Source organism: Chloroflexota bacterium, assembly GCA_026713825.1.
Taxonomy (GTDB): domain Bacteria; phylum Chloroflexota; class Dehalococcoidia; order Lucifugimonadales; family UBA1127; genus UBA1127.
Genome location: JAPONS010000069.1, coordinates 1 through 18746, shown reverse-complemented (window position 1 = coordinate 18746; position 18746 = coordinate 1). Strand labels below are relative to the sequence as shown.

At 67.6% G+C, this 18746-nt stretch carries 20 protein-coding genes; 19 read left to right on the top strand and 1 reads right to left on the bottom strand.

Going from position 1 to position 18746, the window contains the following annotated elements; translation table 11 throughout:
* Positions 1-19 precede the first annotated feature (19 nt).
* Positions 20-1279, top strand: coding sequence for an MFS transporter (locus OXC99_08425; protein MCY4625009.1), 1260 nt, complete (start codon positions 20-22; stop codon positions 1277-1279).
* Between the two features lie 86 nt (positions 1280-1365).
* Here the strand turns inward: OXC99_08425 and OXC99_08420 are convergent, their stop codons facing one another.
* Positions 1366-1722, bottom strand: a complete 357-nt coding sequence (locus OXC99_08420) for a hypothetical protein (GenBank protein MCY4625008.1) — start codon at positions 1720-1722, stop codon at positions 1366-1368.
* 130 nt (positions 1723-1852) lie between these two features.
* On the opposite strand from OXC99_08420, the gene OXC99_08415 reads away from it, so the two are divergent.
* The 18 genes from OXC99_08415 to lgt form a co-directional block, all read left to right on the top strand.
* Positions 1853-2236: an NADH-quinone oxidoreductase subunit A gene (locus tag OXC99_08415; GenBank protein MCY4625007.1), complete on the top strand. Its 384-nt coding sequence runs from the start codon at positions 1853-1855 to the stop codon at positions 2234-2236.
* A gap of 74 nt (positions 2237-2310) precedes the next feature.
* The gene (locus OXC99_08410; GenBank protein MCY4625006.1) at positions 2311-2841 is read left to right on the top strand and encodes an NADH-quinone oxidoreductase subunit B; all 531 of its coding nucleotides are present in this window, start codon (positions 2311-2313) and stop codon (positions 2839-2841) included.
* Complete coding sequence (locus OXC99_08405) at positions 2841-3287, top strand: NADH-quinone oxidoreductase subunit C (GenBank protein ID MCY4625005.1); 447 nt, start codon at positions 2841-2843, stop codon at positions 3285-3287. Before OXC99_08410 ends, OXC99_08405 begins: the two co-directional genes overlap by 1 nt.
* A gap of 33 nt (positions 3288-3320) precedes the next feature.
* Entirely contained in the window at positions 3321-4424 is a 1104-nt protein-coding gene (locus OXC99_08400; protein ID MCY4625004.1) for an NADH-quinone oxidoreductase subunit D, read from the top strand.
* An 18-nt stretch (positions 4425-4442) separates the two neighbouring features.
* Entirely contained in the window at positions 4443-5651 is a 1209-nt protein-coding gene (gene nuoH / locus OXC99_08395; GenBank protein ID MCY4625003.1) for an NADH-quinone oxidoreductase subunit NuoH, read from the top strand.
* Positions 5651-6214 (top strand): NADH-quinone oxidoreductase subunit I, encoded by a 564-nt coding sequence (locus tag OXC99_08390; GenBank protein MCY4625002.1) that lies wholly within the window; start codon positions 5651-5653, stop codon positions 6212-6214. Before nuoH ends, OXC99_08390 begins: the two co-directional genes overlap by 1 nt.
* On the top strand, positions 6211-6756 hold the full coding sequence (locus tag OXC99_08385; protein MCY4625001.1) for an NADH-quinone oxidoreductase subunit J: 546 nt from the start codon (positions 6211-6213) through the stop codon (positions 6754-6756). The genes OXC99_08390 and OXC99_08385 overlap by 4 nt, the downstream gene beginning before the upstream one ends.
* On the top strand, positions 6753-7088 hold the full coding sequence (gene nuoK, locus OXC99_08380; protein ID MCY4625000.1) for an NADH-quinone oxidoreductase subunit NuoK: 336 nt from the start codon (positions 6753-6755) through the stop codon (positions 7086-7088). The genes OXC99_08385 and nuoK overlap by 4 nt, the downstream gene beginning before the upstream one ends.
* Before the next feature lie 34 nt (positions 7089-7122).
* Complete coding sequence (locus tag OXC99_08375; protein ID MCY4624999.1) at positions 7123-7317, top strand: hypothetical protein; 195 nt, start codon at positions 7123-7125, stop codon at positions 7315-7317.
* Between the two features lies 1 nt (position 7318).
* Positions 7319-9325 carry an NADH-quinone oxidoreductase subunit L gene (gene nuoL / locus OXC99_08370; protein MCY4624998.1) on the top strand — a complete coding sequence of 669 codons (2007 nt, stop codon included), beginning with the start codon at positions 7319-7321 and terminating at the stop codon, positions 9323-9325.
* A 46-nt stretch (positions 9326-9371) separates the two neighbouring features.
* A complete protein-coding gene (locus OXC99_08365) occupies positions 9372-10850 on the top strand; it encodes a NuoM family protein (protein MCY4624997.1) in 1479 nt (492 codons plus the stop codon).
* The gene (locus tag OXC99_08360) at positions 10847-12367 is read left to right on the top strand and encodes an NADH-quinone oxidoreductase subunit N (GenBank protein ID MCY4624996.1); all 1521 of its coding nucleotides are present in this window, start codon (positions 10847-10849) and stop codon (positions 12365-12367) included. Before OXC99_08365 ends, OXC99_08360 begins: the two co-directional genes overlap by 4 nt.
* A gap of 98 nt (positions 12368-12465) precedes the next feature.
* Positions 12466-13326, top strand: a complete 861-nt coding sequence (locus OXC99_08355) for an NAD(+)/NADH kinase (protein ID MCY4624995.1) — start codon at positions 12466-12468, stop codon at positions 13324-13326.
* Positions 13327-13357: 31 nt separating this feature from the next.
* Positions 13358-13903: an NUDIX hydrolase gene (locus OXC99_08350; protein MCY4624994.1), complete on the top strand. Its 546-nt coding sequence runs from the start codon at positions 13358-13360 to the stop codon at positions 13901-13903.
* Between the two features lie 492 nt (positions 13904-14395).
* A complete protein-coding gene (locus tag OXC99_08345) occupies positions 14396-16099 on the top strand; it encodes an FAD-binding protein (GenBank protein ID MCY4624993.1) in 1704 nt (567 codons plus the stop codon).
* Entirely contained in the window at positions 16099-17085 is a 987-nt protein-coding gene (gene sdhB, locus OXC99_08340) for a succinate dehydrogenase iron-sulfur subunit (protein ID MCY4624992.1), read from the top strand. The genes OXC99_08345 and sdhB overlap by 1 nt, the downstream gene beginning before the upstream one ends.
* Positions 17086-17114: 29 nt before the next feature.
* A complete protein-coding gene (locus OXC99_08335) occupies positions 17115-17996 on the top strand; it encodes a CoB--CoM heterodisulfide reductase iron-sulfur subunit B family protein (GenBank protein ID MCY4624991.1) in 882 nt (293 codons plus the stop codon).
* 15 nt (positions 17997-18011) lie between these two features.
* Positions 18012-18746, top strand: a 735-nt coding sequence (gene lgt, locus OXC99_08330) for a prolipoprotein diacylglyceryl transferase (GenBank protein ID MCY4624990.1), incomplete at its 3' end; no start/stop codon positions are given.

Sequence of the window (18746 nt, the reverse complement as noted above, 5' to 3'; positions counted from 1 at the left end):
TCCCTCACGAGGCCGCGCCTTGAGTCCAAACGGAGACGCCCCGGCGCCCAGGCCGCGCCGCCGCCCGCTATCCCGCCGGCTTGGGGCCGTCCGGGCGCTGTCCTACCCGGACTTCCGCGTCCTGACCGCCTCCGGCATCATCGCCGGCGCAACCTACGCCGGCGAGAACGTCGCCCTCGGCTGGGTAGTCCTGGAGGCCACCGACTCGCCCTTCATGGTGGGGCTCGCCATCGGCCTCCGCCACACGCCGAGGCTCCTGCTCGGCGTCCCCCTCGGCGCCCTCGCCGACCGCTTCCCGCGGAGGCCGCAGCTTGCCATCTTCGGGACCGCCCTGACGGTGGTGGCGCTGGCCATCGCGACGCTCTTCTGGCTGGACGCCCTCGATCTCTGGGCCCTTCTCGCGCTCAACGTCGCCCTCGGCACGGGCTGGACCGCCGTGCAGGCCCTCCGCCAGAGCATGACCTACGACATCGTCGGCGCGAGGGACATGGTGAGCGGGCTCGCCTTCATGAACCTCGGCCAGCGGCTCGGCGCGGTGTTGGGTGGTTTGGGGGTCGGCGCCGTCCTCGCCGCCACGGACTCTGCGACGACCTATGGCGTCATCGTGATCGCCCACGTCGTCACCGTCGTCGCGGCCCTCTTCATCAGGGCGGAGGGGCGCTCGGCCAGGATCGCCACGGAGTCCGTGGTGCGGAACCTGCTGGACTTCATCCCGGAGCTGACCCGCAACGGGTCCCTCGCCATGCTCGTCCTGCTGACCGCCGGCGTCGAGGTCCTCGGCTTCTCCGTCCTGTCGCTGCAGCCTACCATCGCCCGCGACGTCCTCGGCCTCGAAGCGGACGGCCTCGGCCTCATCCAGTCCGTTGGCGCGATGGGCGGCGCGGTCACCGTCGTCCTGTTGGCGCTCGCGGGCGGCACCCGCCGGAGGGGGGTGCTCTTCCTGGCCTTCCTGCTGGTGTTCGGCGGGGGCCTTGTGCTGCTGAGCCAGTCGGAGACCCTGGCGATGGTGCTGGCGGTCATGCTCGTGGTGAACGCCGCCATGGCCGTCTCCGACGTGCTCTCGCAGGGCCTGATGCAGGCGGTGGTCCCCAACCAGGCGAGGGGAAGGGCCGCCGGGGCGTGGCAGATGGCCATCGGCTTCGGCCCCATAGGCAACGTCCACGCCGGCGCCCTCGCCGCCTTCGCGGGCGTCTCCGTCACCCTCCTGGCCAACGGCGGAGCCCTCTTCGCCCTGGCGCTGCTGGCAATGCTCGCTGTGCCGCGGCTGCGAAGGCTGTAGGAGCCAATCTTGGGTCAAGGGGCACGGCGCACGATCGCAAGGGCGGCTTGCCCTGCTGGCCGGCAATGTTCGGAGAAGGGAGGGTCTTAGTACAGAATGGGAGTTACGGGGACCAGTCTCTGGTTGACGGGGTCCACGGCTAGCCGCAGCCCCTCAAGGGTATAGGCGCCCAGCAATGGGGGCACGCCGTCCTCGCCAAAGATGACAAGGGTGATCTCGCTTTGGCCGTCGATTGTGGCCCAAGCGCGGCCGATGTTCATGTCAACGCGCCGACCGTCCGCAAATTCAAACGTACTGATGTAGGCAGGCTCTATTCCCAACTCACTGAGGAGGTTGCCTGGCAGCATGGAATAGGCGGCGCCCGTGTCCACCGTGGCTTCTATGTCCACAGCGTTCTGGCCGTCCAGACTGGCGAACCGCACCGGAGAGGAAAAGGTGCCCACTGGCAACTCCCAAATAAAGTACTGCTATTTTAGTCCACCGCCCGCGGGTCTGTCGCCGCCTCTTCCAACTGCCCCGCAGTTTGTGGTATTTTTCACCCTTCTATGCTATCCTCAGCCCGAAGGACGGGGTATGCTGGACGACTACTACCGCCAGTACGGATTGGTGCTCCTGCTGATGGGGGCTGCGTTCGCGGTGCCCCTCAGCATGTTCCTCTTTTCCCGCATGGCCCAGATCATCCGCATCCGCCCCAACAAGCCCACCAAGGTCAAGTCTGACATCTACGAGTGCGGCATGGAGACCATCGGCGGGCGGTGGGTGCAGTTCAACTTCCGCTACTACCTCTTCGCCCTGCTATTCCTCATCTTCGACGTGACCGCCATCTTCATCTACCCATGGGCCATCACCCTCCGATCACTCGGCGGCGGCGCGCTCCTGGTGATGTTCGCCTTCTTGGCCATCCTCGGCGTCGGCTGGGCCTACGCGTGGCGGAAGGGGGCGTTCGAGTGGAGATAAACCTCGGCGGCGCCGGACCCCTCCGCGACAACACCTGGGCGCTCGACCGCGTCGAGGGCGACGCCGTCTCCGCCATGAAGGCCTCCCACACCGCTCCCTACCCGGAACCCCTCATCGACGTCCCGGACGAGCTCCAGCGCAACGTCCTCGTCACCGCCCTGGACGAGCTCATCAACTGGGGCCGCCGCTCGACGGTCTGGCCGCTGAGTTTCGGCCTCGCCTGCTGCGCCTTTGAGATGATGGCCAGCGCCATGTCGCGCTGGGACATCGCTCGCTTCGGCATGGAGGTCTTCCGCGCGACGCCCCGGCAGGCCGACCTGATGATCGTCGCGGGTACCGTGACGTGGAAGATGGCGCCCGCCATCGAGCGGATCTACGAGCAGATGGCGGAGCCCAAGTGGGTCATTTCCATGGGGGCCTGCGCCACCAGCGGCGGTCCCTACTACGAGTCCTACAGCGTGACGCCAGGCGTTAACCGGGTCATCCCGGTGGACGTGTACGTGCCCGGATGTCCGCCTCGCCCCGACGCCCTGCTGTACGGGGTGATGCAGCTCCACGACAAGATCCGGCAGTACAGCCTGGCGCACCGCCCCGCTGGTTCCTGATGACAAGGGCGCTGCAGACTGCGGAGCTTGTCGAACGCCTCCAGGGCGTCGCTGCCGAAGCCGTGACCGTCGCTGCGGAGGGCGAGGTCCGCGTCGCGCCCGAGTCGCTCGTCGCAGTCTGCCGTTTCCTGAAGGAGGAGCCGGAGTTCGCCATGGACTACCTCTCCTCCATCACCGGCGTCGACTACTTGGACTTCTTCGAGGTGGTCTACCACCTCACCTCGCTCACGCACAATCACAGCCTGGTCCTCAAGACCACCCTGCACGGCCGCGACGATGTTTCAGCCCCCTCGCTGACCGAGGTCTGGGAGGCGGCCGACCTGCAGGAGCGCGAGGTCTGGGACCTGATGGGTGTCCGCTTTACCGGCCACCCCAACCTCAAGCGCGTGCTCACGTGGGAAGGCTTCCCCGGGCACCCGCTGCGCAAGGACCACCTGGGCGGCTAGCCGCCCCGCGATAGAAGACGAGAGGGAGACGCAGTGAACCTGCCCTCAGAGCAGATAACGATAAACCTCGGCCCGCAGCATCCGAGCACCCACGGCGTATTCCGCCTCCGGGTGACGCTGGACGGCGAGGTTATCACGGACGTCGAGCCTATCTTCGGCTACCTGCACCGCGGCACCGAGAAGCTGGCCGAGGAGCGCACCTACACCCAGATCGTCACCCTGACCGACCGCCTCGACTACACCTCCTCCATGATCAACAACCAGGCCTACGTCCTCGCCGTCGAGAAGCTGGCGGGCGTGACCGTCCCACCGCGCGGCCAGTACCTGCGCGTGCTCACGGCCGAGCTTCAGCGCATCGCCAGCCACCTGATGGGCGTCGGCTTCTTCCTGCAGGACCTCGGTGCGTCGGGCACACCGCTCATGTACTGCTTCCGAGAGCGTGAGCGCATCCTTGACCTCTTCGAGATGCTATGCGGCGCGCGCGTCACCGTGAGCTACATGCGGCCCGGCGGCGTCTTCCAGGAGCCGCCGCCCGAGTTCTGGCCCGCCGTGCGCCACCTGCTGGACACGACGCCCGACGCCATCGCCGAGCTGGAGCGCCTCATCTCCGAGAACGAGATCGTGCTGGCGCGCTCCAAGGGCGTGGGCGTGCTCACGAAGGAGAAGGCCATCGACTGTGCGATCAGCGGCCCCAATCTACGGGCCAGCGGCGTCGCCTGGGACCTGCGCAAGGCCGACCCCTACGACGTCTACGCTGACATGGATTTCGCCGTGCCCGTCGGGTCCAACGGCGACAGCTACGACCGCTTCCTGGTGCGCGTGATGGAGGTGCACCAGAGCATCCGCATCGCGGAGCAGTGCTACCGCGACATGCCCGGCGGCCCCGTCCGCTCGGAGCTGCCCTTCTTCTTCCGGCCGCCGCCCGGCGACGCCTACGCTCACGTCGAGGCCTCCAAGGGCGAGCTCGGCTTCTACCTGGTCAGCGACGGCGGTATCGCCCCCTACCGGTGCAAGATACGCTCGCCATCCTTCATCAACCTGACGGTGCTGGCCGAGATGCTGCTGGGGTGGAAGGTGGCGGACCTGATGGTGATCTTCGGCAGCCTTGACGTGAACATGGGAGAGGTCGACCGCTAGCGGTCGGCGGAGCGGAGCATGGACTCACCCTTCGACAGGAACGGGCTCTACTCCGGGCTGTATGGCTTCTTCGCGGAGCTGACGCCCGACGGCTTCGGCTGGCTGGCGTACCTGCTGGCCGGCGCCATCATCGTCTTCATCGTCGTGAACGGAGTGATGCTGCTGACTGCCTTCGAGACCTACATGGAGCGCCGCGTGCTGGGCCGCTTCCAGACGCGCCTCGGGCCCAACCGCGTCGGCCCCTTTGGACTGCTGCAGCCGTTCGCGGACGTGCTCAAGCTCATCATGAAGGAAGACCTGCGCCCCGCCATGGCGGACCGGCTCACATTCTTCCTCGCGCCGGTGATCATGGTGGGGGCCATCCTGCTCGTAGCCGCCGTCGTGCCCTTCGGCCCGAACACGTTCCTCGCCGACCTGAACATCGGCGTGCTCTTCATCGTCGGCATCCCCACCATCGCGACGGTGGCGATGTTCCTCGGCGGCTGGGGCTCCGGCAACCGCTTTGCGCTCTTGGGCGCGGCCCGCGCCGTCGCCATGCTCATCAGCTACGAAGTGCCGATGATCGTCTCCCTTGCGGGCGTGCTCCTGCTCGCGGGCAGCATGTCCCTCGTCGACGTTGTCGAGGCGCAACGGCTCCCGTTCATTGTCCTGCAGCCGCTCGGCTTCTTCGTCTTCCTCGTCGCCGCCTCCGCCGAGATGAACCGCTCGCCCTTCGACCTGATGGAGGCGGAGTCCGAGCTGACGGCTGGCTTCCACACGGAATTCAGCGGCATCCGCTTCGGCCTCCTGCAGCTCGCGGAGTTCGGCGAGCTGGTCATCATCTCGGCCGTCCTCGCCGTCATCTTCGTAAGCGGGTGGCAGAACCCCTTCGTCTCGCCCGACTACGCGCAGTGGCTGCCCGGGCAGGTCTGGTTCCTCCTGAAGCTCGTCTTCTTCCTCCTCCTGTTCACGTGGATCCGCGCGACGCTGCCTCGCATGCGCGTCGACCAGGTGATGGCCTTCGCGTGGAAAGCGCTCTTCCCGTTGGCTATCATCAATACGCTGGTTACGGCCGTCCTCGTGGTGGCGTGGCCGGAGCCCGAGTACGGCCAGCTGTGGCTCATAGCGGCAATCAACTGGGCCGTCGCAATCGCCTGCCTCGTGCTGTTCAGCCGCTTCCTCGAGCGGCACCGCGAGCGGCCGACGGCGTCCGTGCAACTGGTGGAAATCCCGGCGGAGGCTTCCTGATGCCATACGGACTGGGAATCGCAAAGGGCATGATGGTGACGCTGCGCAACCTGGTGCGCAAGCCGGTCACCGTGCAGTACCCCGAGCAGCGCGTCGCGCAGCACCACCGCTTCCGAGGCGAGGACTTCGTGTGGTACGAGGAGCGGTGCACGGGCTGCGCGAGCTGCGCCAAGTACTGCCCCCAGGGCATCATCAAGATCGTGACCGCCCCAAGCGGCGAGATGACGCAGGAGGGCGAGAAATACAAGCTAGAGGTCTTCGATATCGAGATCGCGCGGTGCATGTTCTGCGGCCTCTGCGTGGAGGCCTGCCCCTACGACGCCCTGCACATGGGCAGCGGCTTCGAGCGGGCGCGGCCAAGGCAGTCCGACCTCGTCATCTCCGTCGACGAGCTGAAGGCGTCGGCCAAGAAGCCGAGCACGTGGTTCCGTCCGCAGCTCCAGGACCGCGGCTATGATCCGTTCCAGCCCGGCGACGACGTCTCGTGGCAGGACGCCGGCCGCGAAAAGTCCGTCGCGCCGACGTACGAGGAAATGCTGCAACGGTGGGTGCAGGGACGATGACGGAAGGCATCGCCGGATCCGGCATCTTCACCGCCATCTGGTGGGCGCTCGCCGTCCTGACGGTGGCGTGCGCGGTGCTGGTGGTGCGGCTGCAGGACCTGGTGAAGGCGGCGATGGCCCTCATCGGCTCCTTCCTGGGCATCGCGGCTCTCTTCGTCATGCTGAACGCCGAGTTCCTCGCTATCGTGCAGGTGCTGGTCTACGCCGGGGCCGTTTCCATCTTGTTGATATTCGGCATCATGATGATCCGCGACACCCAGCGCGGTAGCCCCTCGAACAGCCTGGCGGTACCCGCAGGTCTCCTGTGCGCGGCCATGCTGGGCATCATCGTCTTTGTCGTGTTGGACACGCGGTGGGACCTGCTGGGCGACGCCGCGCTGACCGCCGCCGTCGCCGAGGGTGCGGAGGGCGTCTACAGCGACAGCCCGCCCGCCATCGGCGGCCTGTTGCTGCGCGAGTTCATCCTGCCGCTTGAGGCCGCCGCGCTGCTGCTGACCGCGACGCTGGTGGGCGCAATCGCGCTGGTGAGGGGTGACCGGTGATAGGCCTCGACCACTTCCTCGTCCTCTCCGGCGTGCTGTTCAGTATCGGGCTGTACGGGGCGCTGACGCGGCGGAACGCCATCGCAGTGCTGATGTCGGTGGAGCTGCTGTTCAACGCGGTGAACGTGGCCGTCGTGGCCATGGCCCGCTACACCACGCCCGTCGCGCTTGCGGCCGAGCGGCTGGAGACGTTGCTGACGGGGCAGGTGTTCGCGCTGTTCATCGTGACGGTGGCCGCGGCGGAGGTCGCGCTGGGGCTGGCCATCGTCATCATGATGTACCGCAACACGGGGTCCGTCTACGTTGACGAAGCAAGCTCCATGCGGCGCTAACGCCGGGGGGCCAAGGGAGCAGGTAAAGGCAGAGATGTGGGTTGAGTTCAAGCGGGCGCCAAGCCTGATGATGGCCGAGATGTGGAAGGACACCTTCGAGTCCGAGGGTCTCCCGAGCCACATCCTGCCCGTCGACGGCGTGCTCGCGTGGAGCGAGACCGCCGCCTTCATCGTCTACGTCCCCAAGGGCCGCGAGCACGTCGCGGAAGAAATTCTGAGGAAGCTCTAGCATGACCGAATCCGCAGCCTGGGCCATTCTCTTCCTCCCGCTGGCTGCTTTTCTGTTGAACGGCCTTGTTATCCGGCCCTTCCTCAACCGGTGGGCCGAGCTGGCCGGTTACGTCACGATCGCGGCCATTGGCGGGTCTTTCCTGCTGTCGCTGTGGGCGCTGCAGCAGGTGGTAGCGGGTCATGGCGAGATCGGCTGGGCGTCGCATGAGTGGGTGACTGTCGGGAGCCTGAAGGTGCATGTCGGCATCCTGATGGACCCGCTGACGGCCATCATGCTCGTGGTCGTCACCGGCGTCAGCCTCGCCGTGCAGGTCTACTCCGTCGGCTACATGCACGGCGACAGAGGCTACGTCCGCTACTACGCCTACATGTCCCTCTTCACCGCCTCCATGGTGGGGCTGGTGCTGGCGAGCAGCGTCCTGCAGATGTTCGTCTTCTGGGAGCTGGTGGGCCTGTCGTCCTACCTGCTCATTGGGTTCTGGTACCACCGGCCCTCGGCGGCGCGGGCTGCGGTCAAGGCCTTCGTGGTGACGCGCCTCGGCGACCTGGGCTTCCTCATCGCCATCCTGTACCTCTTCTTCCACCAGGGCGCCTTCGACGGGGCGGGGCTGAACGCGCTGGAGGTGCGCGACGTCTACACCGCCGTGGGTGCGGGACTGCTCGGCTCGACGGCGGTGACGTGGCTGGCGGTCGGCTTCTTCGCCGGGGCCGTGGGCAAGTCGGCGCAGTTCCCGCTGCACGTGTGGCTTCCCGACGCGATGGAGGGCCCGACGCCCGTCAGCGCCCTCATCCACGCCGCGACGATGGTCGCCGCGGGCGTATTCCTCGTCGCCCGCATGTTCCCCGTCTTCGAGGCATCGGACGCGGCGATGAATCTGGTCGCCATCACCGGCGGCGTGACCGCCGTGCTTGCCGCGACCATGGCCATCACGGCCAACGACATCAAGCGCGTCGTCGCCTACTCCACCATCAGCCAGCTTGGCTACATGATGTTGGCGCTAGGCGTGGGGGCATACGGCGCGGCCATGTTCCATCTGTTCAACCACGCCTTCTTCAAGGCGCTGCTCTTCCTTGGGGCGGGCAGCGTCAACCACGCCGCCGGCACCTTCGACATGCGCTGGATGGGCGGGTTGCGGCGCGTGCAGCCTTGGACGTACGCCCTCTTCCTCGTCGGCGCGCTGAGCCTCGCGGGCGTCTTCCCGCTGGCCGGATTCTGGAGCAAGGACGAGATCCTCGCGGAGGCCTTCCACGAGGGCAGCGGCGTCGCGCTGCTGGTGTTCCTGCTGGCGCTGGCCGCGGCGTTCATGACGGCCTTCTACATCTTCCGCGCCCCCTTCCTGACCTTCCACGGCACGTACCGGGGCGGCGTCGAGCGCAAGGCCAACGACGCGGCCAACCCCGACACCGAGACGATGCTCGCGGCGGACGAGGCCGAGTGGGTCGCGGCCCACGACACGCACCACGCGGGGGAATCGCCGTGGAGCATGGTCGTGCCGATGGCCGCGCTTGGCGTGCTGGCCGTCGCGTCGGGCTTCGTCGCCAACGCGCCGTTCGCGTTGCCGGGCATTGCCGCGCACTGGTTCAGCGAGTTCCTCTTCCCGCCGGGCGGACACGGCGAGGCGCCTAAAGTCGAGCTGTGGGTGGCCGCGCTGTCGATGGTCCTTGCGCTGGCGGGCATCGGGTTGGCGTGGCTGGTGTACGGCGCACGGTCCATCGCGCCCGAGAAGCTCACCATCCGGCCCCTCTACCTGCTGACGGTGCGCAAGTACTACCTGGACGACCTGTACGAGCGCTTCCTGACGGGAAAGGTCTTCTACGACCTCGGCGTCGGTTGTCTGGACTGGTTCGACCGGGTCATTGTGGACGGGGTCGCCGACAACGTTGCCTGGGTCAGCCGGAGCGTCGGTCGGGGATTGGGCGCGCTGCAGACGGGGCAGGTGCAGGTCTACGGCTTCCTCTTCGTGTTTGGCGCGGGCGTCATTCTGCTGGTGTACCTGTTGAGGTGATGCGAGACGTGGCAACGGGCATGAAAACGCTGAGGAAGAGGGCCGCATGCTGCTGACGGCGACGGTCTTCCTGCCGCTTGCGGGCGCCGCAGTGGTCCTCCTTTTGCTGGGGGACAACGCGCGGCGGGTGCGGCTCTTTGCCGCCGCTGTGGGCATTGTCGACTTCGTGCTGGCTCTGGCCGTGTTCTTGCAGTACGACCGCGACGACGGCGGCTTCCAGCTTACGGCCAAGCTCGCGTCGTGGATACCGCAGCTCGACATCCAGTACCACCTCGCCGTTGACGGGCTGAGCGCGCCGCTGGTGCTGCTGACGGGTCTTCTGGGGCTCGCGGCCATCTACAGCTCGTGGAGCATCGACAAGCGCCACCGCGAGTACTTCGCGTGGCTGCTGACGCTGCAGGCGGCGGTGATGGGCGTCTTTACGGCGCAGGACTTCGTCCTCTTCTTCATCTTCTGGGAGCTCGAGCTCATCCCCATGTTCTTCCTCATCTCCATCTGGGGCAGCGGGCGCAAAGAGCACTCGGCAATGAAGTTCCTGCTCTTCACCTTCACCGGCAGCGCCTTCATGCTCGTCGGCCTCCTCGCGGTGTACTTCTCGACGGGCACCTTCGACATGACGAGGCTCGTCGGGATGGACCTGAATGACCTGCTGCTGCCGAGCCAGCTTGTCTTCGCCTTCTTCTTCATCGCATTCGCGGTGAAGCTGCCCGTCTGGCCGGTGCATACGTGGCTGCCCGACGCCCATACGGACGCGCCAACGGCCGTGAGCGTCATGCTGGCCGGCGTGCTGCTAAAGATGGGCGGCTACGGCTTCATCCGCGTCAACGTCTCGATGTTCCCGGACGTCGCCTCCGCCGCTGCGACGGCGCTCGCGGTGCTGGCCGTCATCAGCATCCTGTACGGGGCGATGGTGACGTTCAGGCAGAGCGACCTGAAGCGGCTTGTGGCCAACAGCAGCATCAGCCATATGGGCTTCGTGCTGCTAGGCGTCTCGTCTGTGGGCGCTGCCGCCGAGCACCTGTCGCCCGTCGGGCTGACGGGAGCCGCGATGCAGCTCTTCAGCCATGGCGTGGTCACCGGCCTCCTCTTCGTGATGGTGGGCGTCGTCTACGACAAGGCACACACGCGGCATATCCCTGACCTGGGCGGGCTCGCGGGCAAGATGCCTTTCGCGGCCGTCGCCTTCCTCGTGGCAGGGCTCGCGTCCCTCGGTCTGCCTGCGACGAGCGGGTTCGCCGCCGAGATCATGGTATTCCTCGGCACGTTCCCCGCCCACGGCGTGCTCACCGGCCTCGCGACGGTGGGCGTGCTGATGGCGGCCGGCTACGTGCTCTGGACTCTGCAACGCAGCCTCTTCGGGCCGCGCCGGGAGCGCTGGGACCACCTGACCGACGTCTCCGCCGTCGAGGCCGTCGCCCCGGTGCTGCTGATGGCGGCGATCATGGCCGTCGGCCTCTACCCCGCGCTGCTCTCCGACGTCTTCGCGACGGGCATTAATGAGGTCCTGCCGAGGTTTACGCCATGAGCGGGTCTGACCTCTACCTCCTCTCGCCCGAACTGTGCGTCGCGGCCGGTGCGCTGCTGGCGCTGGTGGCGGGCATGGCGAACGCCAACCGAGCCGTCGTCACGGCGGTGGGCCTCCTGGGCCTCGTAGCGGCGCTGGTCTTCACCGGGCTGCTGTGGGCCGAGCTGGACGGCCGCGTCGACCTCTGCTCCGCGCTCGAGGGGGACCGCGGCACGGCTGTCTACGGCGCGCTGGCCATCGACCGATTCGCCCTCTTCTTCAAGGGGCTGATCGGCGTCTCGGCGGCGCTGGTGCTGCTGGCGTCCCACGCCTACACGCAGCGCTTCGCCGAGCGGAGCGCCGAGTTCACCGCGCTCGTGCTTTTTGCCGCCGTGGGCATGATGCTGCTGGCCGGGGGCCGCGAGCTCATCACGCTCTACGTCGCGCTGGAGCTGTCGACCCTGCCGCTGGTGGCGCTGGCGGCCTTCTCCGGCGGGCAGCGTGCCTCCGAGGCTGGCCTGAAGTACCTGGTGCTGGGCGCCGTCGCGTCGGCGATCCTGCTCTACGGCATGGCGCTCACCTTTGGCTACACGGGCACGACGGTGCTCGAAGGCATGGCCCTTTCCGTCGGCGACGCCGCGCTCGACGGCTCGCGGCCCTTCGGCGTGCAGGTGCTCGTGCTTGGCGTCGTGCTCATGGTGGCGGGCTTCGGCTTCAAGGTGGCCGCCGTGCCCTTCCACGGCTGGATCCCGGACGTCTACGAGGGCGCGCCGACGCCCATCACGGCATTCCTGTCTGTCGCGAGCAAGGCGGCGGGCTTTGCCGTGGTCATGCGGGTCTTCTTCACCGCCTTCGAGCCGCTGGAGGTGGACTGGGCGCTGCTCTTTGCGGGCATCGCGGCGGCGTCGATGACCTTTGGCAACCTGGCGGCCATCGCGCAGGCCAACATCAAGCGGATGCTGGCCTACAGCACCATAGCTCACGCGGGCTACCTGCTGGTGGGCCTCGCCGCAGTCGCCTCACGCACGGTCGATGGCATCACCATCGGCCCCGAGACTGTGCTCTTCTACCTTGGCGGGTACGCCGTAACCAACCTCGCCGCCTTCTTCGCGGTCATCGCCATCGCCGACCGCACCAACAACGAGAGCATCGCGAGCTTCTCCGGCATGGGGCGGCGCGCGCCGTGGATGGCCGCCGCGCTGACGGTCGCGCTGCTGTCGCTCACCGGCATCCCGCCAACGGTCGGGTTCATGGCCAAGCTGTTTGTGTTCGGCGCTGCCGTGAAGGCCGACCTGGCATGGCTTGTCGCGCTGGGCGCCGTGAACAGCGTTGTGTCCGCCTACTACTATCTCCGCGTCGTGCGGATCATGTACCTGGGCGACCCTGCCGCGGACGAAACGTCCGATGGCGAACGGCCCGTCCGCGCCATCCCGCTCGACCTCTCCGTGGCCGTCACGGCGGTGGCAGTCGTCGCGCTGGGCCTATACCCGCAGCCGCTGTTCCGCGCGGCGCAGCGGGCCGTCGAGGGACTCTTCTAGGCGCGCCGCCCGCCTACAGACCTCGCCTGCCGTATAATGGAAGCCAGCATCCCCTCGTCGACGGGCCTTGGCCGCCACGCGGGGCTCAGGAGCGGACCTTGGACAGCCGCATCGGCGTCATCTACAGCCCCTGGGTTGAGGAAGCGGCCCCCATGGCCGACGCCCTCGCGGACGAGCTGCGCGACGGCTTCGAGCCGTGGGTCTGCTCCGTGCTGGACCTGGAGGAGCACGAGGAGCAGGCTCGCGACTGCGGCATCTTCGTCACCGTGGGCGGCGACGGCACCATCCTGCGCGCCGTCCGGCTCGCCGCACCCGCCGCCATCCCCATCGTCGGCGTGAACCTGGGCCGCGTGGGCTACATGGCCGAGTTGGAGGCCGAGGAGGCACGGGAGCGCATCGCCTCCTACGCCTGCGGTGAGGGCTGGGTGGAGGAGCGCACCATGCTGGAGGCGCAGATCCTCCCGCCCGGCCACACCGGCGACGGCCTGCCGAGCTACACCGGCCTCAACGACGCCGTTGTGAGCCGCGTGAAGCCCTCGCGCATGGTGTACGTCGCCGTGCGCGTCGACGGCTACCCGCTGGCCTACTACGCCGCCGACGCCATCATCGTCGCGACGGCGACTGGGAGCACCGGCTACGCCCTGGCGGCGGGCGGCCCCATACTCTACGCCGACGCCTCGTCGCTCATCGTGCAGCCCGTCGCGCCGCAGCTGGCGGACGATGCGGCGGTGGTGCTGCACCCCGGCGCCGTCGTCGAGATCGAGGTGGAGGCGGACCAGGACGCCATGGTGAGCGTCGACGGCTACCTTGACTTGGACATCCACCCGGGCGGCGTGATCCGCGTGCAGGAGAGCGCCCACCGGACGCGCTTCCTGCGGCAGGGGCGCAAGAACCGGCTGCCCTCGGCGCTGTCGCGACGGCTGAGCTCGGTGCGCCGAGTGCGGTCGGGGGACGAGTAGCGGGCAACGCCCCTAGCGGAAGGAGAGACGTGTGCCGGGTGAAGAGCTTATCAGGAGCGAGCAGGTGTACGAGGGCCGTATCATGAATGTGCGGCGCGACACCATCCGCGTGAACAAGGCCACCGGGCCCGTTGAGACTGTGCGGGATGTCGTGAACACCCGGGACGCCGTGACCCTGGTGCCCGTGGACCCTGACGGCAACGTGCTGCTGGTGCGGCAATACCGATGGGCGGCGGCTACCGCGCTCCTTGAGGCGCCGGCGGGCATGATGGAGCCGGGAGAGGATCCCGAGAATACCGCCCGCCGGGAGCTCCGTGAGGAAACGGGCCACGCTGCGGACTCGATCATTCACTTGGGCGGCTTCTGGATGGCGCCCGGGTACTCGACGGAGTACATGCATGCCTACCTCGCGACGGGCCTGCGGCCGGACCCACTCCCGGCCGACGAGGACGAGGACCTGGAGCTGGTCGCCGTGCCGTGGGACGACATCCCGCGGCTCATCCGGGAGAGGGCGATCCTCGACGCCAAGAGCATCGCAGCGTTGCAGATGGCGTACTTCCTGCACGGGAAGGCGTAGGGCCGCCCCTACGATGGCCCGCGGCGGAGGGCGACGACGGGGATCACCCCTAGGGCCGCGTCCCCTACCACCTCTGGATCCCGGCTTTCGCGGGAAGAGGTTGGGGGGCCCGCCGTCACGCTCAGGACAGGCTTCGGGTGAACGGAGGGTGGGCGACCGTTGGACGCGGGGTTCTTGGATACCCGCATTGGCTGGTATGAGGGTGCAGGGGGCCCAGTAACGGAGGGTGTTCCCGCTAGCGCGGGACGGGCGATTCGCGAATCGCCCCTACGATGGGTGCGGGAGTGAGCGGCGTAGACCGCCGCTTTCGCGCACGCATACGCGATTGTCACGCATATTTGTATCTGCTATAGTACGCGTTGCTCAGGGAGGCCTGCAGGGTTTTGGTCTGCGCGCTGCCCCGGGGAGTCGGCGAAGGCCGCTTTATACCGCTGGAATCGCAACGCCCCACTCTCTTCGCTGTGTCCGTGTGGGGCGAAAAGGGGTTGGGCATTGTACTCACATGATGTGCTGGTGCTCGGCGCGGGGTTGGCCGGGATGCGCGCGGCGTTGGAGGCCGCCCGGTCTGGCGCCAACGTTGCCATGCTCTCCAAGGTCTATCCCGTCCGCAGCCACTCGAACGCCGCGCAGGGCGGCATCAATGCAGCCCTGACCGACCGCGGCGACGACTGGCACGAGCACGCCTACGACACGGTCAAGGGGAGCGACTTCCTCGGCGACCAGGACGCCATCGAGGTCATGTGCCGCGAGGCGGGGCAGGAGCTCATCAACCTGGAGCACATGGGCGTCATCTTCAACCGCGACGACGAGGGCCGCCTCGGCACGCGGGCCTTCGGTGGGCAGCGGCGGGCGCGCACCTTCTTCGTCGCCGACATAACCGGGCAGGCCATCCTGCACGTGATGTACGAGCAAATCCTCAAGTACAACGTCCGCGTCTACGACGAGTGGTACGCGACGACGCTCATCACCGACCACGGCCGCTGTGGCGGGGTCGTCGCGATGGAGATGCGCACGGGCGAGGTCCACGCAATACGCGCCAAGGCCGTCATCCTCGCGACGGGCGGGCTCGGGCGGGTTTTCGAGCCGTCGACCAACGCGCTGATCTGCACGGGAGACGGCATGTCGCTGGCGTACCGCGCCGGCGCGCCGTTGATGGACATGGAGATGGTGCAGTACCACCCGACCACGCTGAAGGGGTCGGGGGTGCTGCTGAGCGAGGGGGCCCGCGGCGAGGGCGCGTACCTCATCAACAGCCGCGGCGAGCGGTTCATGGAGCGCTACGCTCCCAACATGATGGAGCTGGCCTCGCGCGACGTGGTCTCGCGGGCCGAGATCACGGAGATCAACGAGGGCAACGACATCGACGGGTGTGTGCTGCTCGACTGCCGCCACCTGGGCAGGGCGAAGATCATGGAGCGGCTGATGTACATCCACGAGGTCGCGATGGACCTCGTAGGGGTGGACATCACCAAGGATCCGGTGCCCATCCGCCCGGGTGTCCACTACCAGATGGGCGGCATCAAGACGGACGTCGACGGGCGCTGCTGGGACCCGAGCGGCGGCTGGAAAGGCGTCGAGGGGCTCTTCGCGGCGGGCGAGACGGCCTGCGTGAGCGTCCACGGGGGCAACCGGCTGGGCGCGAACTCGCTGCTCGACACGGTCATCTTCGGCCGGCGCAGCGCGGAGGCGGCGATGGACTACGCCAGCGCCAACAACCACCTCGAGTTCTCCGAGGACAACTGGGTCGGCGGCGAGAAGGCGACGATGCAGGCGCTGCTGGACAACAGCGGCGGCGATCTGGTCGCCAAGGTGCGGCTGGACATGGCGACGGCCATGGACGAGGGGCTCGGCGTGTACCGCACGGAAGAAGGCATGCAGCGGGCGCTGGACGCCGTCCGCGGCATGAAGGACCGGTTCAAGAACGTCATCGTACAGGACAAGGGCAAGGCGTTCAACACCAACCTGATCTTCGCGCTGGAGCTTGGGTGCATGCTGGACTGCGCGGAGGCGATTGCGGTGGGCGGGATCGATCGCAAGGAGAGCCGCGGGGCGCACAGCCGCCTCGACTACGCGGCCCGCGACGACGAGAACTGGATGAAGCACATCCTGCTGTACCAGGGGCCCGGCGACCAGGTCACGAAGGAGTACGTTCCCATTGTGATCACCCAGTGGCAGCCTGAAGAGAGGAAATACTAATGCAGGCAAAGGTGAGCGTCCGGCGCTTCAACCCGGACGAGGAGCAGCCCAAGCCCTACGACCAGCAGTACGATATCGAGGTGGAGGAGCACTTCACGGTTCTCGACGCGCTGATCAAGGTGCGGGAGGAGGTCGACGGGTCGCTGGCGCTGCGGTGCTCGTGCCGGGCGGCCATCTGCGGCTCGTGCGCCATGCGCGTGAACGGCCACGCGGTGCTCGCGTGCAAGGCGCGCGTGTCGCAACACCTTTCGGACGACGGCGAGGTGCGGGTGGAGCCGGCGGGCAACCAGCCGGTCATCAAGGACCTGGTGGTGGACCTGGAGCCGTTCTGGAACAAGGTCCGCGCCGTCGAGCCGTACCTGCAGCCGTCGCTGCCGGAGCCGGAGGCCGAGTACCTGGCCCCCAACGAGGTCATGCTGCACCTGGTCGACGTGATGGGTTGCATCATGTGCGGTGCGTGCGTGTCGGACTGCACGGTGCTGGAGGTGGACCCGAACTTCCTCGGCCCGGCGGCGCTCGCCAAGGCGTACCGCTTCGTGGCGGACACGCGCGACGAGGAGGACAGCAAGCGGCTGGGGCTGTACAACGGGTACGGCGGCATCTGGGACTGCACCCGGTGCGGCGAATGCGTGGCGGCGTGCCCCAAGGGCGTCGCGCCGATGGACCGCATCATGGCGCTGCGGGAGAAGGCCATCGAGTCCGGGACGCCGCCGGGCGGCTATGACGGCGCCGCGTACGGCTACCGGCACGCGGAGGCCTTCGAGGAGATCGTCTCCCACAAGGGCCGGCTGGAAGAGACGATGCTGGTGGTGAAGACGTTGGGGATGTTCAACCTCCCCAAGATGCTTGGGATGCTGCCGGTGGGCCTGAACGCGATGTTCCACCGCAAGATGCCCTCGCCCTTCGCGCCCACCGTTCCCGGCGTCAACCAGATACGCCGTTTGGCGGCCCGTATCAAGATGAACAAGGATGGAGCGGCCCGTTAGGCGCGCTCCACAACTCCAAGGAGGTTACGGTGCGATACGCGTTCTTTCCCGGATGCGTCTCAAGAGGGGGCGCCCCAGAGCTGTACCAGTCGACGATTGCCGTCGCGGGGCGGATCGGCATCGAGCTGGAGGAGATCGAGGGCTGGTCCTGCACGGGCGCGGGGGCGCTGCAGGAGAGCAACCCGCTGCTGGGCGATACGCTGAACGCGCGCAACTTCGCGCTGGCGCAGCGGATGGGGCTGTCCATCATGACCATCTGCAGCACCTGTCAGGGCGTCATGGCGCAGGCCAGGGTGCGGCTGGAGGACGAGGAGTACCGGGCGCAGATCAACGAGCTGCTGGCCGAGGAGGACCTGGAGTACACGGGCGGCATCCAGGTCAAGCACATGCTGTGGATCATGGTGGAGGACATCGGCCTCGACCACATCAAATCGCTGGCCGTGAAGTCGCTGGACGGCGTGTTCCTGGCGCCCTTCTACGGCTGCTATATCGTGCGGCCCTCGGCGGCGCTGGAGTACGACGCATACCCGCAGCGCAAGATTGCGCTGGAGCTCGTCATCGAGGCGCTCGGGGCGACGGCCGTGGACAACGACGGCAAGACGCGGTGTTGCGGCTTCCCCATCCTCACGATCAACGAGCGGAACTCGCTGGCGATGGTCGCCAAGCACACGGGCGAGGCGCAGGACCTGGGCGCCGACGCGATGGTGACGCCGTGCCCGCTGTGCCACCTGAACTTGGACGGCTTCCAGTCCAAGGCGGCCAGGCAGGTGGGACGGCAGATTAACGTGCCTATCCTGCACCTGCCGCAGCTCATCGGCGCGGCGCTGGGGCTGGACGGGCCGGCGCTGGGGCTGAACCGCCACATCGTCTCGTCCTTCGACGTTGCCCTCAAGATGGGCCTCCGGGTCTAGGCCGGCAGGAGAAGCATGATAGAGGTTGGGCTGGACCCCAATATCTTTGAAGCCGGCGGGATCATCCTCAGCTGGCACGGGCTGTTCAGCGTCATTGCCGTGGCCGTTGCGGTGCTGATGGTCGCCAGGACCGCGCCCCGGCACGGGATCTCCGTGGACGACGTCTACTCCGTGGCGGTATGGGGGATCATCGGCGGCGTCATTGGCGCCCGGCTGCTCCACATCGTCGACAAGCTGGACTATTACACCGCGAACCCGCTGGACATCTTCGCCATCTGGACCGGCGGGATTGCGGTGTGGGGCGGTGTGCTGGGCGGCTTCGCCGCGGGCTGGATCTACGCGTCCCGCGCGGGCATCGTGCGGGGCAGGCTGGCCGACATCACCGCGCCGTGGCTGCTGCTCGCCATGGCCATCGGCCGCATCGGCGACATCATCAACGGCGAGCACCTGGCGAAGCCGACGTCGCTGCCGTGGGGCATCGAGTGGACGCACCCCGGCAGCTTGTCCTTCGGGCTGGGGCCGACCCACCCGGCGGTGGTGTACGAGATGATGCTGGACCTGGCGGTGGTGGCGCTGGCGATCTGGGTGTTGCCGAAGATCCTGCGCCCGGACGGCATGGTGTTCGCCGCGTCGCTGCTGCTGTACGCCTTTGGGCGCATCTTTGTCCTCATGTTCCACGACTACGAGTCCTGGCTCTTCGGCATGAGCGAGGCGCAGGCGGTGTCGGTGGCGGTGGTGCTGGTGACCGTG